The organism is Nemorincola caseinilytica (assembly GCF_039540515.1).
GTDB classification, from domain to species: Bacteria; Bacteroidota; Bacteroidia; order Chitinophagales; family Chitinophagaceae; genus Nemorincola; species Nemorincola caseinilytica.
This window is the reverse complement of sequence record NZ_BAABFA010000010.1, coordinates 216655-242600: the sequence shown is the minus strand read 5'-3', so window position 1 is coordinate 242600 and position 25946 is coordinate 216655. Positions and strand designations below refer to the sequence as shown.

General features: G+C 51.1%; 22 protein-coding genes. 10 read left to right on the top strand and 12 right to left on the bottom strand.

Annotation, left to right across the window (positions count from 1 at the left end):
- Positions 1 to 87: 87 nt before the first annotated feature.
- The gene (nadA, locus tag ABD843_RS08455; RefSeq protein WP_345081444.1) at positions 88 to 1092 is read right to left on the bottom strand and encodes a quinolinate synthase NadA; all 1005 of its coding nucleotides are present in this window, start codon (positions 1090 to 1092) and stop codon (positions 88 to 90) included.
- Between the two features lie 699 nt (positions 1093 to 1791).
- Between nadA and ABD843_RS08450 the strand changes: the two genes are divergently transcribed.
- Both ABD843_RS08450 and ABD843_RS08445 read left to right on the top strand, forming a co-directional pair.
- Positions 1792 to 3255, top strand: coding sequence for a T9SS type B sorting domain-containing protein (locus ABD843_RS08450; protein ID WP_345081441.1), 1464 nt, complete (start codon positions 1792 to 1794; stop codon positions 3253 to 3255).
- Positions 3256 to 3372: 117 nt separating this feature from the next.
- Positions 3373 to 4497: a hypothetical protein gene (locus ABD843_RS08445; RefSeq protein ID WP_345081438.1), complete on the top strand. Its 1125-nt coding sequence runs from the start codon at positions 3373 to 3375 to the stop codon at positions 4495 to 4497.
- 7 nt (positions 4498 to 4504) lie between these two features.
- Here the strand turns inward: ABD843_RS08445 and ABD843_RS08440 are convergent, their stop codons facing one another.
- Both ABD843_RS08440 and ABD843_RS08435 read right to left on the bottom strand, forming a co-directional pair.
- Entirely contained in the window at positions 4505 to 5650 is a 1146-nt protein-coding gene (locus tag ABD843_RS08440) for a hypothetical protein (protein ID WP_345081434.1), read from the bottom strand.
- Between the two features lie 112 nt (positions 5651 to 5762).
- Positions 5763 to 7193, bottom strand: coding sequence for a glycine--tRNA ligase (locus ABD843_RS08435; protein ID WP_345081431.1), 1431 nt, complete (start codon positions 7191 to 7193; stop codon positions 5763 to 5765).
- 138 nt (positions 7194 to 7331) lie between these two features.
- Here ABD843_RS08435 and ABD843_RS08430 point away from each other — a divergent pair, with 138 nt between their 5' ends.
- The 3 genes from ABD843_RS08430 to ABD843_RS08420 all read left to right on the top strand — a co-directional run bounded on the left by ABD843_RS08430 (position 7332) and on the right by ABD843_RS08420 (position 9291).
- Positions 7332 to 8234 (top strand): rhomboid family intramembrane serine protease, encoded by a 903-nt coding sequence (locus ABD843_RS08430; RefSeq protein ID WP_345081428.1) that lies wholly within the window; start codon positions 7332 to 7334, stop codon positions 8232 to 8234.
- Positions 8235 to 8382: 148 nt separating this feature from the next.
- Complete coding sequence (locus ABD843_RS08425) at positions 8383 to 8571, top strand: hypothetical protein (protein ID WP_345081425.1); 189 nt, start codon at positions 8383 to 8385, stop codon at positions 8569 to 8571.
- 321 nt (positions 8572 to 8892) lie between these two features.
- The gene (locus tag ABD843_RS08420; RefSeq protein WP_345081422.1) at positions 8893 to 9291 is read left to right on the top strand and encodes a DUF4783 domain-containing protein; all 399 of its coding nucleotides are present in this window, start codon (positions 8893 to 8895) and stop codon (positions 9289 to 9291) included.
- A gap of 109 nt (positions 9292 to 9400) precedes the next feature.
- Here the strand turns inward: ABD843_RS08420 and ABD843_RS08415 are convergent, their stop codons facing one another.
- The 6 genes from ABD843_RS08415 to ABD843_RS08390 all read right to left on the bottom strand — a co-directional run bounded on the left by ABD843_RS08415 (position 9401) and on the right by ABD843_RS08390 (position 16201).
- On the bottom strand, positions 9401 to 9955 hold the full coding sequence (locus ABD843_RS08415; protein WP_345081419.1) for a DUF4468 domain-containing protein: 555 nt from the start codon (positions 9953 to 9955) through the stop codon (positions 9401 to 9403).
- Between the two features lie 78 nt (positions 9956 to 10033).
- Positions 10034 to 10717: a DUF4159 domain-containing protein gene (locus ABD843_RS08410; protein ID WP_345081416.1), complete on the bottom strand. Its 684-nt coding sequence runs from the start codon at positions 10715 to 10717 to the stop codon at positions 10034 to 10036.
- A complete protein-coding gene (locus tag ABD843_RS08405) occupies positions 10717 to 11397 on the bottom strand; it encodes an RsmE family RNA methyltransferase (protein ID WP_345081413.1) in 681 nt (226 codons plus the stop codon). Before ABD843_RS08405 ends, ABD843_RS08410 begins: the two co-directional genes overlap by 1 nt.
- A 58-nt stretch (positions 11398 to 11455) precedes the next feature.
- Entirely contained in the window at positions 11456 to 12037 is a 582-nt protein-coding gene (locus tag ABD843_RS08400; protein ID WP_345081410.1) for a sigma-70 family RNA polymerase sigma factor, read from the bottom strand.
- Between the two features lie 284 nt (positions 12038 to 12321).
- Positions 12322 to 13173, bottom strand: coding sequence for a hypothetical protein (locus ABD843_RS08395; RefSeq protein WP_345081407.1), 852 nt, complete (start codon positions 13171 to 13173; stop codon positions 12322 to 12324).
- Positions 13174 to 13237: 64 nt separating this feature from the next.
- On the bottom strand, positions 13238 to 16201 hold the full coding sequence (locus ABD843_RS08390) for a PKD domain-containing protein (RefSeq protein ID WP_345081404.1): 2964 nt from the start codon (positions 16199 to 16201) through the stop codon (positions 13238 to 13240).
- Between the two features lie 325 nt (positions 16202 to 16526).
- Here ABD843_RS08390 and ABD843_RS08385 point away from each other — a divergent pair, with 325 nt between their 5' ends.
- From ABD843_RS08385 to ABD843_RS08365, 5 genes are all read left to right on the top strand, one after another.
- Positions 16527 to 17438 (top strand): ABC transporter ATP-binding protein, encoded by a 912-nt coding sequence (locus ABD843_RS08385; protein WP_345081401.1) that lies wholly within the window; start codon positions 16527 to 16529, stop codon positions 17436 to 17438.
- Positions 17435 to 18760 carry an ABC transporter permease gene (locus tag ABD843_RS08380; RefSeq protein WP_345081398.1) on the top strand — a complete coding sequence of 442 codons (1326 nt, stop codon included), beginning with the start codon at positions 17435 to 17437 and terminating at the stop codon, positions 18758 to 18760. Before ABD843_RS08385 ends, ABD843_RS08380 begins: the two co-directional genes overlap by 4 nt.
- A 97-nt stretch (positions 18761 to 18857) precedes the next feature.
- The gene (locus ABD843_RS08375; RefSeq protein ID WP_345081395.1) at positions 18858 to 19382 is read left to right on the top strand and encodes a ferritin; all 525 of its coding nucleotides are present in this window, start codon (positions 18858 to 18860) and stop codon (positions 19380 to 19382) included.
- A 169-nt stretch (positions 19383 to 19551) separates the two neighbouring features.
- A complete protein-coding gene (locus tag ABD843_RS08370; RefSeq protein WP_345081392.1) occupies positions 19552 to 21369 on the top strand; it encodes a DUF7619 domain-containing protein in 1818 nt (605 codons plus the stop codon).
- A gap of 81 nt (positions 21370 to 21450) precedes the next feature.
- Positions 21451 to 22764, top strand: a complete 1314-nt coding sequence (locus ABD843_RS08365) for a glycosyltransferase family 4 protein (RefSeq protein ID WP_345081389.1) — start codon at positions 21451 to 21453, stop codon at positions 22762 to 22764.
- A 74-nt stretch (positions 22765 to 22838) separates the two neighbouring features.
- On the opposite strand, the gene ABD843_RS08360 is transcribed toward ABD843_RS08365, so the two are convergent.
- From ABD843_RS08360 to ABD843_RS08350, 3 genes are all read right to left on the bottom strand, one after another.
- Positions 22839 to 23777, bottom strand: a complete 939-nt coding sequence (locus ABD843_RS08360) for a Gfo/Idh/MocA family oxidoreductase (protein ID WP_345081386.1) — start codon at positions 23775 to 23777, stop codon at positions 22839 to 22841.
- A 71-nt stretch (positions 23778 to 23848) separates the two neighbouring features.
- Positions 23849 to 25156: a glycosyltransferase family protein gene (locus ABD843_RS08355; RefSeq protein WP_345081383.1), complete on the bottom strand. Its 1308-nt coding sequence runs from the start codon at positions 25154 to 25156 to the stop codon at positions 23849 to 23851.
- Between the two features lie 81 nt (positions 25157 to 25237).
- Positions 25238 to 25921 (bottom strand): formyltransferase family protein, encoded by a 684-nt coding sequence (locus ABD843_RS08350; protein WP_345081380.1) that lies wholly within the window; start codon positions 25919 to 25921, stop codon positions 25238 to 25240.
- Between the last annotated feature and the right edge of the window lie 25 nt (positions 25922 to 25946).

Here is a 25946-nt window from a genome sequence, read left to right as displayed (position 1 = left end):
AATTTGACAAGTTAAGAACTATTATTAACATAAACAAAAAATAACGCCAAACGGGGTAGATCCTAATGATCATCTAATATTTTATCATCAGGCTATTAAACCGGCTTTTCTACTTATTTCCATCATCCTATCTATCGGTCTCCTTGCGGCCAGGCACAGGTCCTCATCCATTATCAGCTCAGGTTGTTCGTATCTCAGGCAGTTGTATATCTTCTCCAGTGTATTCCTCTTCATGTGCGGGCATTCATTGCATGCACACGAGTTATCGGGCGGTGCAGCTATGAACGTCTTATGCGGAGATGCTTCTATCATCTTGTGCAGTATGCCCGCCTCTGTGGCCACTATATAGGTATTGCTGTTGTCTTTCTTCGTATAATTCAGCAGGGCCGTGGTAGAGCCTATGAAGTCTGCTATCTGCAGTACTGCATCCTCACACTCCGGGTGCGCTATCAGCTTTGCATCAGGGTGACGTTGCTTCAGCCTGGTTATCTTCTCCAGAGAGAATATCTCGTGTACCATACAGGCGCCGTTCCACAGTACCATGTTTCTACCGGTCACCTTGTTCAGGTATGCACCCAGGTTCTTATCTGGCGCAAAGATGATCTTCTGGTCGGCAGGCAAGCTATCTATTATACTGCGTGCGTTCGATGAGGTGCATATTATATCGCTCAGTGCCTTTATACCCGCAGAGCAGTTTATGTAGGAAACAACTATATGGTCGGGGTGCTTGCTCTTGAATGCGCCGAACAGTGCCGGTGGACAGCTATCGCTCAGCGAGCAGCCTGCCTTCATATCGGGTACCAGTACCTTTTTACTTGGGTTCAGTATCTTGGCCGTCTCTGCCATAAAGTGTACACCTGCAAAAACTATGATATCGGCATCGGTCTCTGCAGCCTTTTCAGCCAGCCCAAGGCTGTCGCCTATGTAGTCGGCTATATCTTGTATATCAGGCTCCTGGTAGTAATGCGCAAGAATGATGGCGTTCTTTTCCTTGCGCAGCTTGTCCACCTCGCTGAATAGGTCCATGGACGGGTCCACGTCTATATCCAGAAAACCATTCTTTTCTATACTTTCTGCCAGAACACTATCCATGCTTACCTTGATAGATGATATAAAATAACAAGAAAACTCTAAGGTCAAATCTATAACGCAAATTTCATACCATTTTCAACAAGAATTCCACATTCCTTATAATAGTAAAGTAAAATTTTTTAAAAGAAAGGACTATTACTATTAGGATCGGGAGTTCGTGGAATAAAAAATGCGATCAGACTTGCATTTTCCAAAGTTCGGGTTTATACACATTCACTCTACGGTTATCAACATCAGAAAAGCGGTAGAACAAGCACTTGTAACAGCAGAACGTTAATTGTGAGTAACATGCACTGTGGGTAAATACCTCACTGTTGATCTCGTAGAACGATGTGGACAGACCGCCTTTTAGGTCTAAAAAAATTTCCGCTGCTACGCAGCTCGTTCGTTTTTAAAGATATCACAGCTTGTTTTACAATGCTTTATAGCAAGATACCAACACTTATAAGGTAATTACCCACAACACAAATGAATTATCTTACTGTAAAGACCGTATAGAAGCGCAACTCTTGCATTACTAAGAATGCAATAACTAGAATAATAATATTCGATATAACAGCGTTACCAATATACAACACTACCCCGATGCAGGAACAAAAAGTACTGTTCCCAACCCAAGTGATGCGGTAAATATTACGTCTTGGTTATTGTACCGTGGCTCGTGTTCTATTCCCTGTACATACCCAAAAACCATACCTTATGATGCCAGTAAAACACCTTTTTATTGTATGCCTTTTCCTGCCCATGCTATGCCTGAAGGGTATCTATGCCCATGCCTCGCATACCACCGGTGGCGATATGACCTACACCTTTATAAAAGATACCACCATAAGTGGCAACCTCTTCCAGGTATATACGGTCACACTTCTGCTATACCAGGATTGTAAGGACGGCGTGTCCGATGCCATCCAGCAAGATAACCCTGCCTTCTTTACAGTATATGAGAACGGTGGTTCACTGCTCAGGGTAGATACCAATATATATTACGATCCCACACCGGGCAGCGGAGGCGCTACAACAATTCCACAAGAGGAGGTAACGACCGGCTGCGGAATTGTGCCTTTGCAGGGAAACCGGCCCTGCCTGCTCCGAAAAAAATTCTCGAAAAGATATTATCTGCCGCAAAATACAGCTGGTTATGTAGTGGTATACCAAAGATGTTGCCGTACAGCATCGGTAGAGAACCTCGTAGATGCCGGCGAAAAGGGAGTAACATTTTTTTGTACCATACCCGGCGCGGGTGGTGGCATGCGCAACAGCAGCGCGGTATTCAAAGACCATCCCACACCGGTCATATGTATGAATGAAAAAATGATATTGGACGTTAGCGCTACCGATGCCGATGGAGACTCGCTCACCTATGAATTCTCCAACATATACGAAGGTGCGTCCGGCCCGGATATAAAACCGAAAGTGACTACAGCTCCTCCGTTCGATACCGTGCAGTACCAACCGGCCTACTGGCATGCTGCGCCTGTGTTTGTCGCAGAGCCCATACAAATAGATCCCATCGCGGGCATTGTGACCGTAGTACCCGGCAAGATAGGCCGGTACCAGGTAGGTATATGCTGCAACGAATGGCGAAACGGGGTGCTCATCAATAAAGTATACAGGGAGTTCCAGTGGACCGTAATAAATTGTAATGGTTTAATAGAAAGCTACAAGCCCAATGCCGGAGTGAACCGTACGGTCCTTCAGGGCGACACCATACATTTTCATGCGAAGGGAGCGATAAGGTACTCCTGGAACCCCGCTACATTCCTCAGCGATGCCGGGTCGCCCGATCCTATCGGCACTTTTACAGAACTTGGAGACCATACTTATATACTATATGGCGAGACCAATAATGACTGCAAGGGCTATGATACCATTACCATATTCGTACGCGAACACTCTGGTTATACGGCCCCCAATGCATTTACCCCCAATGGAGACGGCATCAACGACAGATTGATACCGATGCCTGTAGGCAAAAGCAGGTTAAGGTCCTTCAGCATATACAATAGGTGGGGAAAACGGGTATACTATACCACCGAGCTGATGGCAGGCATAGGCTGGGATGGCAAAGAGCAGGATATAGGGGTATATCTATGGCAGATAGAGTATACCGACAACCTTGGCGAAGAAAGAACAGAGCGGGGAAATACCACCCTGTTGCGATAACAGAGAATGTTAAGGAAAAACAAATGAGAATGCTTTTATTTCTTAAAAGCTGTTATTATATTTACGGGTATACATGATAAGGTTCATTTTTTAACAGAACACCTCATACATATCCATATGCTTAAAAAGTTCGTCTACCTCACCGCTTGTTCATTGTTCACTCTTGGCGTTCAGCAGGTCGCCGCACAGCAGGCCCCACGCGAATCTCACGCTCTGCCTTCGGCCGATGCCGGCGAGACCGATGATGATGGTAGCGAAGAGGGCGCAAAAGGCGGTGCTGCAGAAAGCGAGTATATAGATACCATACCCAGGTATGCGGGTTTCTTTTTCGAGGTAGGTTCCAATTTCAACTTTCTGAATGCCGATGCCCGTATAGAGGACATCATATACGGAGGTGTACGTTATTATGACGACAGGCTGCTACGCCTTACACCGCATGGTAGCCACACACGCCAGTACCTGGGCATAGATATGGGCGCCAGCTACTTTACCAGCCAGAACTATAACTTCTCCAACTTCAGCACCTTTCAGAATGTGAACCCCACACAGGTGAACGCCGATAGCATAAGGTACACAAGAAAATACTCCACTCAGAACCTGAATGTTTATGTGAACCAGCTATCGCTCTTCGTGAACCCCAACACCTTCTGGAGCCTGAACGACAAAGGCAATATACGCATAGGTGTAGGCTTGCATGCCGAGATGTATAAGATGAACTACCGCTTCTCTTACAACAATACGACAGTACTGGACACACAGGATATCACCGTATCGCGCGATACCTTCTATGCTCGCCGCCCGCTCACCTCTCTGCAGGATACCTTCAGCGTGCCCAACTTCTATGGTTACTTTGGTATATCCATACCATTCCATGTAGAGCAGAAGTATATAAGGGCTCGCTTCAAAATGACGTTCGGCAGCATAGTGCTGGGCCAGGAGAACGATGCGATACGCGGCTACTACGATATGTCTGTGCAGGGCAATGCCAATAGCCTTGCAGCGCCCATACTGCTCACCAACAAATTCTTCTACCTGTTCGATGCATCACTCACAGAGCCGCACACCAATATATCTATCACTGCCAACATCCGCGGTACCTTCCCGCGCAATGTGCCGGTGTACAATGTGCTGCTCACAAAGCGTTTCTACCTGCCCAAATTGTTCAAGGGCCTCGCACACATGACCACCTCTGCGCCCACTTCCGAAGAGCGTGAGGACGACCGTCACCACCACGACCACTAATAAAAAGCTACTTGTCCAGGAAGGTCGCAACTACATTGCGAAAGGCCCGCTTATTGCGGATGTAGCAATGGTTCAGGTAATGGCATTTGCGCTTGCTCTTCCTCTTCAGAGACATATCAAAGGCAGTGAACCTGCCCGGCGATACATATTGCGCTATAGTGTCTATGGCCGAGCCGCAGTTGCACCCCAGCGTTGTAGACGATATGCTGTCGGCAGTATTGCGCCCTATATGCAAGAACAGTAGTTGCAGGTTCTTGTTCAGCACAAAATCGTTCGTGTTATATACAACAGCCATCGAGTAGTTATCGGGCACAGGAGCCTTGCGCGGTCCGCGATCATCATAGTTGCGAAAAAGGTATGGCGATGTGGCAGGCGCTATAAGGCAGGTGCGCACATCGGGCTGTGCAGGCGTACGCAGCCGGCTCTGCAAGGCAGGTTCCGATGTATCGGCATTGAACAATAGCTCTGCGCCCACTACAGCGCCCAGGCTATGTGTGATGATGTTGATGCGCTGCCGCTTTATATTGCTTACCACCCTTCTTGCTGCCAGGCCCACGCGCAAAGCTGCCGGTATTCCCTGCTCTGCGAATACATGGTATCCCTTATCCTTGCGAATCATTTCCAGCGGCCCCAGGTATTTCGAATCCCAATAGACCTCTGTATAAAAATGTTTCTTTGTACTGTAGCGATCGATGGCCGCCTCCAGTTTCCTGTTGTCGCCTACCGACCGCCTGTTGCCCAGGCTGATGCCATAAGCCTTCTTGCGAAACCCGTGTATCGAAACATCCACTACATCATATTCCTTGCTGCGGGTATTTATACGGTCTGCTATCTCTTTGGCGATGGCCGCGTTCAATAGCTCCAGGCGTTTATCAAAGCTGCCCTCACCTATACTATACTTTTTACACAGCTCCTCGAACCTATCGGTATGGTCGGCATACCACTGGCGCAGGCTGCTATTGCTTTTGCGCAGGCTGCGCCTACTTATCGAAATATCAGGGTAGTAATTCCCATCCTTATCCAGGAACATGCGCACCACATTGCTTGGTGGTTTGCGCATACGGCTGTTGTGCTTGCCAAAGAGTACTGCGTATTTGTCTTTCTGCTGCGCCATGCCGCTGTAGTGCCCTGCGCACATACACAGCAACAACATGCATCGCCATAGAAGAACGGTATATCGCATGTTGCACATAGCGTTATTTTTTTGGTAGTACCAGTATAGAACAGCAAAGCCATACGCAGGGCATATGGCTTTGTGTGTATCATCAGAACATTTTTATCTTATCCATCACCAGGTCTCGTACACTGGCCAGTGGTATGCGCTCCTGCGTCATGCTGTCGCGGTAGCGTATGGTCACGGTCTGGTCCTCCTTCGTCTGGTGATCTATGGTGATGCAGAACGGTGTGCCAATGGCATCCTGCCTGCGGTAGCGCTTGCCTATGCTGTCCTTCTCTTCATAATAGCATTTGAAGTATGGCCGGCATTCGTTTATCAGGTCTCGGGCTATATCGGGCAGGCCGTCTTTTTTGGTCAGTGGCAGCACGGCCAGTTTTATGGGCGCCAGCATTGCGGGCAGCTTTAGCACCACGCGGCTATCTTCCTTGCCATCGGCGCTCAGGTCCTGCTCTTCATATGCCTCGCTCAGTACCATCATCACTGCTCGGTCCAGTCCTATCGATGTCTCTATCACATAGGGTACATAGTGCTGGTTGATGTCGGTATCGAAATAGGTGAGTTTCTTTCCACTATACTGCTGGTGCTGTGTCAGGTCGAAGTCGGTACGGCTGTGTATGCCTTCCACCTCTTTGAAGCCCATAGGGAAATCGTACTCTATATCACATGCCGCATCGGCATAGTGCGCCAGTTTCACATGGTCGTGAAAACGGTAGTGGTCTTGCGGTATGCCCAGTGCCAGGTGCCATTTCATGCGTGCTTCCTTCCAGTATTCGTACCATTCCTTCTGTGTGCCGGGCTTTATGAAGAACTGCATCTCCATCTGCTCGAACTCGCGCATGCGGAAGATGAAGCCGCGCGCCACTATCTCGTTGCGAAAAGCCTTACCGGTCTGCGCTATACCGAAGGGTATCTTCATGCGACCGGTCTTCTGCACGTTCAGAAAGTTCACGAATATGCCTTGCGCCGTTTCGGGGCGCAGGTATATCTCGCTCGCGTCCTCTGCCACAGAGCCCAGCTGGGTAGAGAACATCAGGTTGAACTGGCGCACATCGGTCCAGTTCACAGTGCCGCTCACACCGCATTTTATCTTGTTGTCGTATATAAGTTGCTTTAGCCCTGCGAGATCGTTGGCGGCCAGCAATTGGTCCATCTGTGCCAGCATGGCCTCGGCAGCAGCTTTCTCCAGTGTTTCGGCATGGCCTTCTATCAGGTGGTCCACACGGTAGCGCTTCTTGCTATCCTTGTTATCTATCATCGGGTCGCTGAAGTTGTCCACATGCCCGCTGGCCTTCCATACCGTAGGGTGCATGAATATGGCAGCATCTATACCCACTATATTATCGTGCATCAGGGTCATGCTGCGCCACCAGTATTCGCGTATGTTCCTTTTCAGCTCGGCACCGTACTGACCGTAGTCGTACACCGCGCTCAGGCCATCGTATATCTCGCTCGACTGGAATATGTAGCCGTATTCTTTGCAGTGACCTATGATGGCCTGCAGTTTGTTCTCATTTGCCATATCTGCGGCAAAAATATGGTGAATAGTTGACAGTTATATGTAGGCAGCGCAGCGGCAAAGGGCCTTCACATATTTATAACTGCCATTGTGCGATAGGTAGAACAGGTGAACGGATCTTTATTATTAATTTTACGCCTCATGAACAAGGGCAAAAGAAGATCGCTACTACCGTATGTGCCGGGCTATGACAACAATGCAGTACTGAAGCTGGTCTTCTTTATAGCGGGGGCCTATATGGCACTTGCGCTTACCTGGGCCGTGATGATGATGGTGAACATCACCGATACCAATTTCAATGTATACCTCATCCCCAATCTCTCGCTACCGCATACATCTGCCTTCGGCGCCAAGTGGTGGACCGTGTTCACCTATGGTTTTCTGCATGTGCCCAATAGCTTCATGAACATGCTTACTAATATGCTGTGGCTATACTGCTTCGGCTCTATAGTGCAGATGCTGATAGGCAAGAAGCAGATACTTCCACTATTCCTCTACAGTGTGCTTGTGGGTGGTCTCTTTTACCTGGCCGCACAGTACCTGCCCGGCGAGCTGGGCAAATGCCCGCCATACATTATGGGTCCACGCGCGGGCCTTATGGGTATATGCGTGGCGGCCGTTACGCTATCGCCTGGCTATCGCCTCTACCTCAGCGATACCTTCAGCATACCCCTCATGCTGCTGGCCGGCATCTTTGCTGTGCTCACCCTTATGGGCACAGGTTATTACATGCCCGTAGTGATGATGGTACTGGGTGGCGGCCTTATGGGTTTTGCCTATGTAAAAATGCTGAACGCCGGTTACCGCCCCGGCGCATGGATGTACGATATTGGTGGTACGCTCAGCCGCATGGTCACCCCCGATGCCGCAGCCATACAGCGCCGCAGGGCAAAGCAGGTATACTACGACCCCAGGGAGCAGAGCCAGCGCGAGCAGCAGAGCCGCGTAGACGAGATACTGGACAAGATAAACCGTGCCGGTTACAACTCGCTCTCTAAGGACGAGAAAGAGTTCCTGAAAAAAGTAGGTCACGATAAGAACTGACCGCACACCCGCAACACATTTCCTCCCCTCGGGGAAGGTTAGGAGGGAGCTGATCTTTTCCACAAAATAATGTTAACGTAATTGTGCGCATATGTTCGCGCTCATCATTGGCACACCTTTTGTATTAGCCTATACAAATACTTGTACCATGAACAAACGCACCGTAACCTACTTCAGCAAAAGCAGAGCGTTGAAGATACTGGAAAGCCCGCTGAAGGTAGACCTGAAGACCCTGCTTAGCGCCACATTCGCCATATCGCATAGCCGTATAGTAAGAAAACATATTCAGAATACACTGCTGCAACTGGAGCAGCCGGCCTATAAGCTGACAGCATAGAATTTTAACCTGTGAGGATATACCTGCGCAGAGAACAGCCTTCTTTGTGAAAGAATAAATAGATGATGGTTATACAACAACGCAACACGAATATATTATATCTGTGTTGCGTTCTTTTTTAGCTATCAAAAATACCCCTACCATATCTTTTTTGAATTGTTTTTATGTATATTTGGTTCCCTTTTTTAGTATATGGTATTATCCAAAAGCTGGAAAAGGAAAATTTTTTCTGTAAGTTTAACAATTCGGGGATCTTTGGCTTCATTTTTGCGGTATCATACCGGAGGCATTATGAAGTGGTGCGTTTGAATTTTAATTGATATGAAAAAGCTGTTACTATTAGTCGTTAGTTGTACACTGTTATTCTTTACGGTTCAGGCACAAACAGGTCATCCGCCCATGGAAGACGTGGTGAACGCCATCAAAACGAACCGCATAGAAGACCTGTCGAGATATTTCGACAATATTGTACCCATAACGATAAATAATAATCAGACCATCTACAGCCGTAACCAGGCCGAAGTGGTGCTGAAAGACTTCTTCGACAGGAACGTACCCAAAGACCTGCTGATAATGGACAATGGTTCGCCCAATGCCTCTACCAAGTTCATAATAGGTACGCTCCTTACCCCCAGCGGTGTCAAGTACAATATCTACATCCTTATGAAGCAGAAGAACATGGACTTCTACCTGCAGGAGATAAGGCTGAACAAAGAATAAACTACTCCTTCTCTACATAATTCAAAAAGCCCCATTTGGGGCTTTTTTATTTCTTGAAGAGTAAATTGAAGTTTGGCTAGTGATCTGAAAGATCCAATAGGTAGGTATATTACCATTCACTGCTCTTCTTTTCGGTCTTTGCCGCTTTTTCAAGTGTTTCCATAAAGCCCAGGAAAGAATTATCGAACCCCTCGCCTATTTGTTTGTACTGGCCGCCGCTATTGCCTGCCAGTGCCAGGTCTTCCAGCGGTTTCAGTATCTGCACACTTCCGCCGTTCTTGTAGCCCGAGTATACAAAACCGTTCATGCCTACCCTTATCTTATTGTCCTTTATCTCTATCTGCATCTTAAAGCTCATCGTCTGGTCTGCCAGCGACTTCCATTTCAGATCGGGAAATGCTATAGTTGGCGTAGAGATGATGAGGTCCATGCTCTTGTCGTCAAACGTATTGTTCAGGTCCGTGGTCTTGATGTTACCTACCACCCACAGTTTCATACGGCGGTATAGCTCCTCTTTCGATGTGCCTGGCACATCTATCACTTTTTCATAATGCCATGGGCCATGCTCGCCCTCTCTGGTTAGTACCGCCGATCTGAACTCGCCGCAGAAGCTATTGGAAAATGAAGCTACCAGCGCCACCAGCACCAAAAGGATATTTTTCATAAGTATCATAATATTGCTACAAATGTAGGCAAAGCGGGTGCAAATACCCACCCAAAGAAAATGCATTATTCGACGGGGCTACTGCACCTTGTTCTCCTTACCACCATCGCCATTCACGGTAAAGGCATACTGTATGATGTTGGCGCCCATTTGTAGCGCCAGTTGCCTTTTGTCCGGTGCATCATGATGTACATCGGGGTCTTCCCAGCCATCGCCCAGGTCGGTCTCATAGCTATAGAAGCATACCAGCCTGCCCTTATATATCAGGCCATAGCCCTTTGGTGGTTTCTCGTCATGCTCATGTACCTTCGGCAGGCCATTGGCAAAGTTGAATTTCTGATGGTAGATGGGGTATGAAAAAGGCAGCTCTACCAGTGCCAGCTCGGGAAATATCTTTTTCAGCACAGGCCTTACATAGGGGTCTAGCCCGTAGTTGTCGTCTATGTGCAAGAAGCCGCCGCTTTCCAGGTATTTGCGCATGTTCCTGGCCTCCTCATCGCTCACCACCCAGCGGCCGTGGCCTGTCACATGTACGAATGGGTAATTGAATAGCTCGGGGCTATTGGCTTCCACATGTGCCTCGCGCGGGTCTATATTGGTATGCAGTTGTTCATTGCAGAAGTTGGCCAGGTTCCTCAGCGCAGTAGGGTTGGCATACCAGTCGCCGCCGCCATTATATACCAGCAGGCCCAGCCGTACGCTTTGCGCCGTGGCCATATGGCCCGCCATCAGCAATAGGGTGGCAATAAAAAATGTCCTCATCAGGAAAGCATATTGAAGTATGCGGCCACTGATATGGCCGCTGTCTCGGTGCGGAGCCGCTGTGCGCCCAGGGCCACTGCAGTATATCCGTGCCCGATACACAAATTTACTTCTTCCGGCGCGAAATCGCCCTCGGGCCCTATGAACACCACTGCATCCTGGCCGGGTTTTAACATTTCAGAGAGGTTCTTCTTGCGCTCGTCGTCCATGCAGTGCGCTATGAATTTCTGGGGCACATCTTTGAACTGTTCCAGCGCCGTTGTCACAGGTATCAGCTGCGATAGCTCTGGCAGGTAGCTCTGCTGCGATTGCAGTATGGCCGACTGTAGTATCTTCTCCCACCTGTCGTGGCGTATGTGTGTCTTGTTGTATCGTGCCGAGCCTATAGGTATGATAGATGCTACGCCCAGCTCTGTGGCTTTTTCCAGCAGCCACTCGTTACGGCCGTTGTTCTTCGTGAAACTCACGCACAGGTGCAGCTTGCCACCCACTCGTGGCTCGAACGATGTATCGCTTATCCTCACATTGCATTTATGACGCTCTGCGAACTGTATGATGCCGGAGGCCACCGTACCCTTGCCATCGGTAAGCGATATGCGGTCTCCTTCATCCATACGCAGCACTTGCCATATGTGTTTTGAAGTATCGGAACCCAGGGTTACAACACTATGCGCCGACATGGCGCCAGGGTAAAAAAAGCGGTGCGACTCAGACATTGCGCAAAGATAAAAAAAATATCTAACGCAAAACCAACTGTTTGTCAGCTATCAACCTACGCAGGTTGATAAGCGCATACCGCATACGGCCCAGGGCGGTATTGATGCTCACTCCCGTCAGCTCCGATATCTCTTTGAAGCTTAGGTCAGAGTACATGCGCAATACTATCACTTCTCGCTGCTCGTAAGGTAGGCCTTCTACCAGTTTGCGCACACTTTCGTGTACCTGGCGGCGCTCTATGGCATCGGCCACAAGGTCGCTCTGGCCAAATATGGCCGATATGTCCTGGCCATCGGGCAGTGTCACAGGCACCTGCACCTTCGTACGGCGAAAGTGGTCCATGCACAGGTTGCGCGCCACGCGTACGGCCCACTGCAGAAATTTGCCCTGCTCGCAGTAGCGGCCTTCCTTTATGGTCTTTACTATTTTCAGAAATGTATCCTGGAAGAGGTCCTCGGCCAGGTACTTGTCCTTTACAAGCATGTAGAGCGTGGTGTATACCTTGTCTTTATGACGGGTTATCAACACGGAAAGGGCGTTCTCATTTCCTTGCTGGTATGCAAGAATGAGCTCTGCATCTGTAAGATGGTCGGTGAATTGCATAACTTCTACTGGTTTTTAACGTAATGTAGGTATCACGTCATTGGCCTTATTTTGGTTCAGTGTAGAAGTATGCTCTTATAGACAAATAGTTTTTGTGAAGAATTGTACTGCAAAAAAGTTAAAATATCTGATATGGCCAAATATTTTTTAGCAGGTCTTTACCAATACTTTAACCCCTTGTTGATAATAAGACGGGCAAAAGAGAGAAAAAGTTGGCACCCGGGCAAAAAATATTTTCCGGCCTGCAGCAAAAGGAACAAAAACCCAAGGGGAGGCTCGGAGGGCTATATATTGTTCTGTGCCCTGTACCTGCCACGATACACACGCATGGCATGGTGTACCTGGCCGCTACGGGCTATGCCGCGCAGCGATATTTCTACTTCTTTTCCCTCTGTGGTAAAAGATAGCTTGTAGTGAGAGTCGCGGCCTGCGTTTACAAAGTATATATGCTCGTTCGCTATATCGCGCCAGGGGTGCAGGTGCTCGCCACTCACTTTTATGCCCTCATTGCTCATTGTCAGCACTGCGTTCTTTTTGAAGGTGCGTACTGCAATAATGAATATCACCACCAGCCCGAACAGCAGGAAACTCTTGCTGTCCGACGCGCCCGATCGTGTGACGAAATAGATCGCCACCCCGAACCACACTATTGAAGATGCCACCATCAGCATGCGCCCTGTCTCCGATGGCTTGAAGGTGGTCTCATAAGGCAATTCCTGGTCGTCTATGAACACATCGGCCTGCAGAAACCTTTGCTCAACGGCCGCCAGCGCCGCTCTTTGCTGTGCGCTCGTTATCTGCAGCTTCCATATCCAGCTTCCATCGCGTGGCAATATACGTTCCAGTATGGCTCGTTCTTTCAACTCATGTACATTGCGCACCTGCAGGAAGGCCCATATCCGCCAGCGTGGCATGGCTATGAAGTAGTAGATAAAAGGTAGTGTAAATGCCGCCAGGAATACCGGCCCGGCCGCAGAGCCCAGCCATGCATCATTTGTGGTCACCAGCGGAGTTATCACTAGTATCAGAAAGGGCGGCCCGAACAGTACCGATAATGGTATATACAGCAATTGCCATTTGCCTTTCCGCATGGCCTCGTTCACCGATAGGCTGTAGCTCTGTTGGTCTGTGTACATGGGTATAAAAAGGTAAGGCACACTATACAGTGCGCCTTACAAATATACTTAAGAACGAATGCTGTCATCGCATGAGTGTCACATTCCCTTTATGCGATTCTTTCTGTCCATCGCGGAACTCTACATCTATTGTGTACACATACACACCTTCCGGCTGGTTCACACCATTCAGCCTGCCATCCCATCCCGATCCGTCGAGTGTCTTCGACTCGAATATCACCTGGCCCCAGCGATTGTATATCGCCATCCTGAACGATGTAAGGCCGCGGGCCAGCAGCTGGCGTGGGAAGAAGTAATCGTTCATGCCATCGCCATTAGGGCTGAATACGTTGGGTATATGTACATAGCAGTCGTCATCTACATTCACCGAATCGGTGGTCTCGCAGTTGTTCACGCTTACGGTCACATGGTATTTGCCGGGTGCAGTTATGGTAATGCTGCGGGTACGCTCGCCGGTGCTCCACAGCCAGGTGGCCAGTGAGTTCTTCTCATTGGCATATTCGCTAAGCCTTATAGAATTGCTGCCTTTACATATCGATGTATCTGCTCCGGCATTCGCATTCGGCCGCTGGAATACGGTGAAGGTGCGCGTAGTACTCACATTATCGCAGGCGCGGTAGTGCGCGTTCACCGTTACGGTATATACTCCCTGCCCTGCAAATGAGTGGTATACAGGGTTCATGTTCTGTATGCTGTCGGTGCCATCACCAAAGTCCCAGCTCATACCTGTCAAGCCTATCGGTGCATACAGGCCGGTCAGCGTCACATATGTGCCCGCACACACTACCGAGTCGGTCATTTTCAGTTGTATACCGCTCTGTGTATCTACCTGCACGGTAGCATATGCCGTATCATAGCACGGAATGAAGTTGCTCGCTATCAACTGCACCGTATACTGTCCCGACTTCGTATATATATTCGTAGGCAGCATGGCAGTATCTGTCCTGCCATTGCCAAAGTCCCACAGGTAGCCGTTCGCGCCTACCGATGTATTCAGGAAGGCCACAGGTCTGCCCTGGCAGGCAATGATGGGGTCTGGTACGAATATCGCATCCAGCGGGTGCCCCAGCGTAAAGGTCAGCTTCATACTGTCGGCACAGTGGTGGTTGGTGGCCAGCAGGGTCACGGTATAGGTGCCGGGGCCATATACATGGTATGGGTCCGATGAGGTATCGGTTGTGCCGTCGCCGAACTGCCATACATAGTACAGCGGGCCTGCAGATGTAGAGTGGTTGTGGAAGAACACCGTATCGCCCGAGCAGCCATAGCGGAATGTAGTATCGAAGGCCGCGGTGAGTGGTGGCCCTGCCAGCGTGGCCGAGCCCGATACCATGGTGATACAGTTGCCTATCTTCACCTGGAAGCCGGAGTATGTGCCCTCACACATGCCGGGCAGGTATATTGTGCTGTCGCCCGATGCCACTGTAATGATGGCCGTTTGTGGCACACCGTTCTTCATATAGGTTATCGTGTCCGAAGAGAATGGTATCACAGAGCGTATAGTGATGCTGCCGTCGCACATGCCGCATTCTGTAGGCTGCACTATGGCCACTATGCTGGCCGGTGGCGGCGGCGGTCCCGCCAGCACATACGGCCCTACGGCCGGGGTGATGCAGGTAATACCATAAGATGCCACTATGTTATCATATGTGCCCTCGCACAGGCCCGTCAGCGTAAGGCTGCCCGATGCATTGGTAGTGCCGCTGAATGGCGGCTGCGCCACACCGTTCAGGTTGTAATTGATGGTAAAGGTGTGGCTCGGGTATAGCCCGTTTATGGTCAGCTCACCATCGCAGGCGCCGCATACCGAGGGTTGCACCATTGTCACACCGCTTATAGATATTGCAGGATTGGTAAGCGTCACCGGCCCCGCAGGCAAAGAGGCGCATCCGCCCTGCCGCGCTATGAAGTTGTCATAAGTTCCTGCGCACAGCCCGGTAATGGTGGTAGTGCCCGCGCCCGATGCCGTAGCTATCACGGTAGGCTGTGGTACGCCGCCCAGCGTATAGGTAATGGTATCGGCTATGCCGGGCAGCATGCCGCTCACGGTTATAGAGCCATCGCAGCTTTCGCAGCGTGTGGGGTTGGTAGGCGTTAGCGATATAGAGAAAGCCGGCGAAGGTGTCACGGTATAATACCCGAAAGAGGTATCGGCACAGCCCAGCGCACCTGCACGGTATGTGGTGGTAGTGGTAGGACAAACATTGACGGTAGTGCCGGTGCCCAGGTAGGCGCCTGTGTTCACATTGTACCAGTGTACTGCCGATGAGGCATAGGGTATAGGCGCATACGCTATAGAGGCCACAGTATAGGCCGTTACCGATGCATTGGGCGTAAAGCGCCATGCCTCATTGGTGCAGGTATACACCGCCGGGAAGTCGCGGCCCGGTGCCACTGTAGCGGCCGTACCTGTAGCGTTCTGCACACCTATTATGGCGCGGCCGCTGTTCCAGCCGGCGCATACCGGCTTGGTGGCCACATGCACTTCTACTATGTTGGTGGTCTCGTACAGTATTATCTGTGTGCTGGTACGTTGTGAGGTACAGGAGTACATGGCATCGTTACAGAAGGTAACTATGTATTTGCGATACGGAGCTATACCTGTGAGCGAATAGGTGATGGTACCACCACCGGCTATAGATATGTCAATGTCGCACCATGGGCCGCAGATGTTGTTGTACTTGCTGGGGTTGCCCAGCAGTGCCGCAGTTATGGGCCAGGGGTCGTATGCGCCTGCCAGCGACAGGTCGAAGCAGAGCGTACCATTGGGGCCTATCACCAGTTGCGTATAGGTAGTGCCATAAAAATTGAACGGGAAACCTATGGGGTGTATCGCAGAGTATTCATCATCTATGGTTATGCCGGAGTTGGTAGGGGCATCACCCGTCACCACGGCAGTAAGTGTGGTGCACAGTTGCGTACAGCTCAGGGAGTCGCTGCTGTGTACTACCACCTGCGCATTTGCATGGGTACCGGCCAATATGAACATCAGAAATACAAAAGCGTATCGTAGAGTTATCCTTTTCATGTTGGTTCTTCAAATGAACATATACACGCACCTGTTACACACAAGTGCGCGCTGTCTACATGTTATAGACGTCTATATTATCGTTTCGTTAGTAAAGTTAGGTCTTTTTATTATGCAAAGTATTCAAAAAAACGAAGCTAAAGAGACCACTCACATAACAACGTTTTTTATGAAACAAAGAGAAATTACCGCAAATGCACAGAAAACACATGTGTGCGATTTATGCGCCATTATTTGTATTTACAGGTCTGTATCGCGAAAAAGCAATGCACTACACATATTCTGTCGCCTTTCGTTAGTAAATTACACCAGCAACAAAGTGCCCATGATAAGTATCAGGAACATAGTGAAACAGTATGCAGGTCACAAAGCGCTGAGCGGCGTGAGCATGGAGATAGAGAAAGGCAAGGTCTTTGGGCTGCTGGGGCCCAATGGCGCAGGCAAGACCTCCCTCATCCGCATACTGAATATGATAACAGCCCCCGATGGCGGAGAGGTCCTCTTCAATGGCGAGCACCTGGGCCGCAAACATATAGAGCAGATAGGCTATATGCCCGAGGAGCGCGGCCTGTACAAAAAAATGGAGATAGGCGAGCAGGTACTGTACCTGGCACAGCTAAAGGGCCTTAGCAGGCACGAGGCCATGCGGCGCAGCAAAATGTGGTTCGAGAAACTGCAGATACAGGCCTGGTGGAACAAAAAGATAGAGGATCTCTCTAAGGGTATGCAGCAGAAGGCCCAGTTCGTGGCCACAGTATTGCACGAGCCCGAGCTGCTGATACTCGACGAGCCCTTCTCGGGCTTCGACCCCGTGAATGCCGATATCATAAAGAACGAGATACTGGAGCTGAACCGCAATGGTACCACCATCATTTTCTCTACCCACCGCATGGAGTCGGTAGAGGAGCTGTGCGATACCATAGCCCTGCTGAACCGCTCGCACAAGATACTGGACGGGAAGGTCACCGAAATAAAGAACAGCTATCGCAATGGTACCTACCTGCTGCAATATGCCGGCGACAAGGCCGTTGCCGGGCCCGATGCCCCATTCTCTGTGCTCGATGAGAAGCTAGCCGGTACCGGCCACAGCATGAAGCTGAGAATGAACCCCGGCCGCACATCCAACGAGGCGCTGCATTATATGCTGCCACAGGCCACTATCACCCACTTCGAAGAAGTGGTGCCTACCATGAACGAGATATTCATAAGAACCGTGAACGAACAGGTAAACAAATGAACAAGATACTCCTCATCATACAACGCGAATACCTTTCAAGGGTAAAGAAAAAGTCGTTCATAGTGCTCACCTTCCTGGTGCCTGCGCTATTCATAGCCATGTTCGCCCTTATAGCCTATATAGCCGTAAAGGGCAGCGACCTGGGCGAGGAAAGGAAGGTACAGGTCATAGACCAGACAGGCGTCTTCGAGGGCAAGCTGCAGAACACCGCCACCATGAAGTATGTGTATACCGGCGGCAGCTTCGAGCAGGCAAAGGCCAGCTTTCTGAAAGAAGGCTATAACTACCTGCTGCTCATACCCGCTAATGAGGGCGATGTGGAGCTGCTGAGCGAAAAGAACCCCAGCGCCCTTACCATAGAATCTATAGAAAGCGGGCTGAGCCGTGTGGCCGAGGCCCGCAGGCTGAAGGCGGCAGGTATAGATACTGCCATGCTGGCGCAGGCACAGCGGCGCATAGCCGTAAAGGCCAAGCAGATAACAGAGGCCGGCGAAAAAGATGCGCAGACATATACGGCCTATGCCATAGGTTTTCTTTCCGCATTTCTCATATACCTGTGCCTGCTCATATACGGTACCCAGGTCATGCGCGGTGTCATAGAAGAGAAGGTGAGCCGCATAGTAGAGGTCATTATATCGTCGGTAAGGCCCATGCAGTTGATGCTGGGCAAGATAATAGGCGTGGGCCTGGTGGGCCTTACACAGTTCGTACTGTGGATAGTCATATCCGTTGGTCTGTCCATAGCCGGTGGCAGCATTATGGCCAAAAAGGTTACCCAAAGCCAGCAAGCACAGGTACAACAGATGCAGCAGATAGCAGAGGACCGCAAGGAAATAAGGCAAATGGCCAAGCCCGATAATGCCGCGCAGACCATTATGCAGAGCATAGAGAGCATTCCTGTGGCATATACCGTTAGCTGCTTCCTTTTCTATTTCCTCTTTGGTTATCTCATATACAGCGCACTGTTCGCCGCTGTAGGCTCTGCTGTAGATAATGAGACCGAGACCCAGCAATTCGTCTTTCCCATCACGCTGCCCATCATTTTCACCTTTGCGCTGGCGCAGAGCTTCATCATCAACAACCCCGACAGCCCCTTGTCGGTATGGCTGTCCATGATACCGTTCACATCGCCCATAGCCATGATGATACGCATACCCTTCGGGGTGCCCGGCTGGCAACTGGCGCTGTCTATGTTCCTGCTGGTGGTGGGCTTCCTCATCACTGCATGGGCCGCCGCGCGCATATACCGTGTAGGTATACTGATGTATGGCAAGAAGGCCAGCTACAAAGAGCTCATAAAATGGTTCATGTACAGGGAGTAACGGCCCGGTATCTCTGTACTGTTAAAAACACTTTCCGCTATAGCAAATGCGACAGATATGTCGTAAATTTGAGATAAGCATTTAAAGCTACACCACTATGCTGAGCAAAACACTACAGGAGGCGCTGAACAAGCAATTGAAACACGAGGCCATGTCCTCGCAGATATACCTGGCCATGGCATCATGGGCCGATATACAACCCGGCCTGCAGGGCGTTACAGAATTCTTCTACCAGCAGTCCGAAGAGGAACGGCAGCATATGCTGAAGCTGATGATGTACATCAACGAGCGCGGCGGCTTTGGTATAGTACCCTCGCTGGAGCAACCCATCATCACCTTCCAGTCGCTCACGCGCGTGTTCGAGGAATTCCTGAAGAACGAGATGGGTGTGTCCGAAAGCATCAACGATATAGTACACCTGGCGCTGCAGGAGAAAGACTATGCCACGCACAACTTCCTGCAGTGGTATGTGGCCGAGCAGATAGAGGAAGAGCGCCTGGCCCGCACCCTGAACGAGAAGCTGGAGATGATAGGCGCCGACAAGAGCGGCCTTTACCTCTTCGACCGCGATATAGTTGCCTACCGCAATAGCCTTAGCAAGGGCAGTGGGGCAAGGAAATAGTATTACAAAAGATAGTTCAGATACTAAGAGCGGCCATGGGACACCATGGCCGCTTTCTATTTTAGGCACATACATAATAACCCGCGGTTCATATTAAGAACAAAACACACTTTTGGCACTATTTTTGCGTTAAAGAATTTTAACACCTTTACTCTAAAACGCACTCCGAATGAAAAAAGCCCTCCTCTCTCTCATATGCCTGCTATTCTTTGCAGGTGCCAAGGCGCAGACCACCACCGTGGGTCATATCACCACTACGCTCACCGATACCATGTGGCACGATTCTACCCGGTGCCAAAGCAGCTGCACATACAGGTACTCCATCACCATAGATACGGCACATATGTGGGATATGGTCATCATCAGAGATTCTATCGATGGTACACCCATAGCATCTCATGTAAATACTACCGGCGCCTCGCCATGGACCATTGTAGATAGCCTGTCGTCTTTCAGCCTTACCGACCAGATAATAGCGGGTGCGCCGGGTAGCTATATCCATTTTGCCCGCCCCACTATGAAGATCATATACACAACCGATACTATGTATGTGCTGCCCAACGACAGTCTGCAGGTGAATGACCCCTGCGAGTACGACATGGTATCGGGCCGCATATTTTTTGATGGCAATGCGAACTGTGTTTATGATGCTGGGGAAGACGGGCCATCCTCGGTCAACTTTACCACCAGTATGAATTTATCCAGCCCCACGGTGAGCACCTTGGGATACTATTCTGCAGGCAGCGGATTGCCGTTCACTATTCAGATACAAAAGTCTTGGATGGTCGATTATATGCTTACCCTACCTGCCTACTATGCTTTCATATTTCCCGCTCCTCCCTGTTATTCGGGCCCATCTACATATACCACATTGCCCATGACCGGTGTAGACTTCCCGCTGCTGTGCAGCCACAATATAGATGTGCAATGCGGCTCGCTGGCGCCTGCTACTATAAGGGCGCACACTCCCTTCTTCCTGCACCCCTATGTCAATAATACCGGCTGTGACCCGGCCAGTGGCACGCTGGTACTGGTAAAGGACAGCCGCGCTATATACGATGCCACGCTAAGCACCCACCCGGCCGATGCCGTATATGGCGATACCCTTGTATGGAATTATACGGGCCTTACAAGCCTGGCGGGCAGCACACCATACTGGAGCAGCTTCATTGCAGGTACCCACCTCACGCCCGATACCAGCGTAGCCGTGGGCGATACGCTCTGCTTCAGAACCTACACCAATATTCTGCCCACCGATATCGATCCTTCCAATAATAGCCATCTCATCTGTATACCCGTTGTATACTCCTACGATCCCAATATAAAGGAAGTAAGCCCCCGTGGCGAAGGACCCCTGGGCAATATACCGCCCAGTGCCGATACCCTCACATATACTCTGCACTTCCAGAACACAGGTACTGCCGAGGCCTACGATATAAAGGTGATAGACACACTGGACGCCGATATAGATCCCGCTTCGCTGAAGATACTGGGTGCATCGCATAGTATGGAGCCGAAATGGCTGGCGCCAAATGTTGTTCGCTTCGATTTCGACTATATCTACCTGCCCGATAGTACTACCAACGAGCCTGCCAGTCATGGCAGTGTACGTTTCTCTGTAGCGCTGCGCAGCGGTCGGCCCCTGGGTACACAGATAAAGAACACCGGTTACATATACTTCGACCTGAATCCGCCCGTTGTCACCAATACCACGCTCAACACCATAGCGCTGCCAACGGCAGTACAAGAGGTGGCCGCAGGTAGCACGGTAAAGGTATACCCCAACCCCGCTACCGACAGGATATATGTAGATGCCACCGCCGAGGGCGACCTGTGGATAATGGGCCTGAACGGTAGCGTTATAACCACACAAAAGATGATAAAAGGCAACACCGCTGTAGATATAAGCGCCCTGCCTGCAGGCGTGTATGTGGTAAAGACCCTGAGCAATACCAATGCCACGGTCACCAGGTTCACCAAGTATTGATAAGTGTACACCGTGACATACAGAGCGGAGCGCCCACGGCGCTCCGCTTTTTCTTTCCTGTACTTTGGTATAACTTTGAGAGTGGCGTACAGACCTGTTGTTCGCAGGCCTGTCATCATCCCCTCCAGCGAAGAAGTGAAAATACTGATACTTACAGGCAACTATCCCCGCAAGGGTGGCCTCAACAATGGCATCTTCATACATCAGCAGGTAAAGGCATTGCTGCAACTGGGCGCAGAGTGCCATGTACTGCTGCTGCACAACTGGTACCCGCGTTTTGGACTGCACAAATACCATCCCTACTGGCAGCAGGGTCACGATCTTCGCTCTACCTTGTTCCACACCTATGAGGGTGTGCCCATACACCATGTGCCTATGTTCGTGCGTATGCCCGGCAGGCTATTCCCCGAAACGCACTACGACCGTGCGGCAAGGGCGATCGTAAAGTATATAAAGGGCCATGCCGAATTACAGGGCGCCGACCTGCTCTATGCCCACTTTATGACGGATAATGCCTTCATAGCTGCGAAAGTGAAAGATATACTGGGCCTGCAACTGGCCGCCATAGCGCGTGGCGATGATATACATGCCTGGCCCGAACAGGATCCCTCGCTGCGCGATAATCTTACCTATGTCTTCCGCCATGCCGACCTGTTGCTGGCCAATAGCGGCCGCCTGGCCACCGATGCCCGCAAATGGATGCAGCCCGGCAATATGCGCGAAGTAGGTGTGGTATACAATGGCGTGAACACAGAGGCCTACCGCCCGGTGACCGATGATGCCGAAAAAATGCACCTGCGCGAAAAGTATGGTCTGCACACCGGTACCCGCTACCTGATATGTGTGGCCACACCGGTGGCCCTGAAGGGCTGGCACGAGCTGCTGGCGGCTGTAAAGGCGCTGGGCAGCGATATGGATGGCTGGGAGCTGCTGATGGTGGCCCACCTGCGCGACCACCACGATACTATAGACCTGGCGGCAAAAGAAAAAGAACCGGGCCTTACAGGTAAGGTAAGATACATACCCGGCATGAGGCCGGCCGACCTTGCAGAGCTGTTCCGTGTATGCGACATTTTTGTGCTGCCCAGCTACAACGAGGGTATGGCCAATGCCGTGCTTGAGGCCATGGCCAGCGGCATAGCCGTAGTGGCCACCGACGTAGGCGGCCATAGCGAGGTGATAGAGAATGGTGTGGATGGCATGCTCATAAGGCCACGTTCGGAAGGAGAGCTCACCGAGGCCATGCGCACGCTGATGCGTGATGAGGCTCTTCGTTCCTCAATGGGTACCCGCGCCTGCGCCCGTATGCTGCGCTTCGGCGATTACCTGCAGAACGGCCGCAGATTGCTGGATATCTTCACACAGCATCTCGCCACCCGCGGCAAACGATCATAAGTAGTAATGTGGTCAGAGCACATCACCTCCCCAACGGGGAGGCCGGGAGGGGCTAAGACAAAATATGTTTGGTACTATTTCCTCTTTACAAAGGGGTGATACTCGCCTGTTGGCGCTACTGCCGTGGCCACTCGTATGTCGTGTACGGTCTGTATGCTGGGCATGGCCTCTTCCAGTCCAAAGCCATTGCCCTTTAGTATCTCTTCATAGCTGCGTGTGTGCAGGTCGCCAAAGCCGTCGCTGAACTCTATCTCCTTGCCATCTACAGTTATGGCGCGGTAGGTGCGTTTGCCCTGCTTCTTTATCTCCTCGGGTATATGGTCGTAGTTCACACTCAGGAACCAGCGTACGCGGGCTTTTTCCAGGTGCAGCACACCGGCCGCCCTGTCCGGCTCCGATACATGCACTACGTTCTCCTTTACCGACCCGAATATCCATGTCAGCATATCGAAGAAGTGTATGCCTATGTTGGTAGCTATGCCGCCCGATTTGGTCACATCGCCCTTCCAGCTATTGAAGTACCAGTTCCCGCGCGATGTCAGGTAGGTCAGGTCCACATCGTATATGCGGTCGCCATCGGCTGCTATCTTTTCTTTCAGTGCCTTTATGCTGGGGTGCAGGCGCAGCTGTAGTATGTTATATACCTTGTTGCCGGTCTCTTTCTCTATCTCGCGCAGGGCTTCTACGTTCCAGGGGTTCAGCACCAGTGGTTTCTCGCATATGGCATCGGCATGGTTGCGCAGCGCAAAGCGTATGTGCGAGTCGTGCAGGTAGTTGGGCGTGCAAATGCTCACATAGTCTATAGCGGTACCCTTCCTTTTCAACTTGTCCAGGTGACGGTCGAAGCGCTCGAACTCCGTAAAGAAGTGTGCCGTGGGAAAATAGCTGTCCAGTATGCCCACACTATCGAACTTGTCCAGTGCGGCCAGCAGGTCGTTGCCGGTATCTCTGATGGCTGCAAGGTGGCGGGGCACTATATAGCCGGCAGCGCCTATCAACACGAAGTTTTTCATAAATAACGATGCAATTTAAAAAATTGGGCCGCTCTTACCCATTATTTTTCATGTGGTTGCGGTAGAACGGCTCATTTGCCCAGCGCTTTGGCCACTGCTTTGCCATAGGCAGCAGCTACATCCTCGCGCATGGGCACATTGCGCAGCGGGGGCAGCTCGCGGTACAGGCCAGCATCGGCCGCCAGGTCCACGGCCCATTTTGCGGCCGCTGAGGCATCGGTACATACCGCACCCGCATGGTGTTCTTGCAGAAAGTCGCGCATCTCGTCGTTCATATAGCGGAAGAGGCACAATATCTGCCTGCCTGCATAGGCATACTGGAAGGTCTTGGTAGGCACCACCGGGTGGTCCTCTGCCACGCCGGAGTCTGGTATCAGCAACAGGTGTGCGCTGCGTATCTTTTGCCACAGCTCTGCCGGAGATATCCACCCATTGGCCTCTATATGTTCCGTTACGCCATATTCTTCGGCCATCCTCGTCAGCGCCACAGGGTCATCCACATGCAGTATGCATTTGAAGGGCCTCGTCATACCCGCCTGCGCCATCAGTTGCACCATTTCCAGCAGCATGCGTATACCCGGGCCCAGTGGGTACAGTTTGCCCGCATACAGCATGGTGAATTCGTTGCTTATCACAGCTCCATCTTCCCAGCGCTTGTCCACATAGGCGCTGTGCATCAGGTGGTATACGGGGCATTGTACCCATTTTTCCAGCAGATGCACCATATGTGTTTGCGGTACGCTTATAAGTACGGTGCGCGCCAGCAGGCGGCGTTCGTACTTGTTTATCAGTGCGCGCTGCGCCGCCGTGAACCGGTGTGCCTCATGGTGGCCGCTCCACAGGTCGCGGAAGTCTACCACCATCGGCAGGCCCAGCCTTTCCGACAGTGTATAGGCCGTTTGCAGCAGGTATTCATCGCCATAGCCCACGCAGGCAAATACGGCATCATACCGCTCTCTTTGTATCTGTGCCGATGCGGCCAGGTACTTACCCCACTTCATGGCCACTACTAGCTCTTGCGGGTCGGCCATGCCTTTTGCGGCCAGCCGCGCGCGGGTACGTTTCCTCAGCCGCTGTACTATCAGCGATGCAGCTTTTATCGGTCTACCTTTTTTCAGTGATTCCTTTAGCGCGGTAGCAAAGAGTTCCTGTGCCTCCATCATCAGGCCCGTAGGCGGGGCTTCTTCAATGATGTTCACTTTCATGCCCTTTCCGCCGGGCCATATACCGCGCCACTTGGTGCCTGCGGTATGCACCACATCTACCTTCCAGCCCAGGCGGTCGGCCCAGGTGCCCGTCACAGAGTCGGCACGCTCGCACGATACCGGCGACAGGCCTTCGGAGTTCAGGTGGGCATGAGTGAGCGCAAGTATCTTCATAGAATTGTACAGCAAGGGGCGGTATGATGAATGCGCCTGTTATTGCAGGCCGCAAAAATAACTTTTTTCGGGCGGGTGGTATCAATGCCCTATACCGAAGCGCTCCTTATACTCGTCGAACCTTCGTATCATCTCTGCTTCGGTCTCCTGGCCCATCCTGCGGTGGGGCTCGCCTGTGGCTATGCCGGCAAAGGGGTTCACGGGGCTTTGCTGGTACCGCTCAAAGTCGCATATCAGGTCTATCTCTGTCTCGTAGTGCCTGCGGCACAGCGTTTCAAAGGTGTCGGTCTTGTATACATCGGTAGGCACTATCGATATCACCTCGCCTGCATCTACTTCCTCGTCTATGTAGTGCAGGGTCACGCCCAGGGGCTTCATTTCGTATATCGACCATTTGAAGGCATCCAGCCCGCGCACCGCGGGTATCACACCCGGGTGGCAGTTTATGGTCTTCTTCCCCCGCACAAATGCTTCCGACAGTATGCCTGCGCCCAATATCAGGTATTGGTCCAGCCCGTTGGGTATCTCGGCATCGCTGGCTACTGCGGTATAGGGTATGCCATGGGCCTTGGCCAGCAGCTCGGGCAGTACGCTTTTGGTCTGGTCGGGCCGGTGGTTTATCTGTATGATCCTTTCCTTGCGGGAGGTGAATGGCAGCGCATACATCCTGAACCGCGACGCATCGTAGCGCGATAGCAGGTTCAGCATCACTTGTTCCGTTTTCAGGTGGGGGTAGTGGTAGGTTACTATACCTATAGTGTTCATAAATGCAGTGTATTTATCAAGTGTT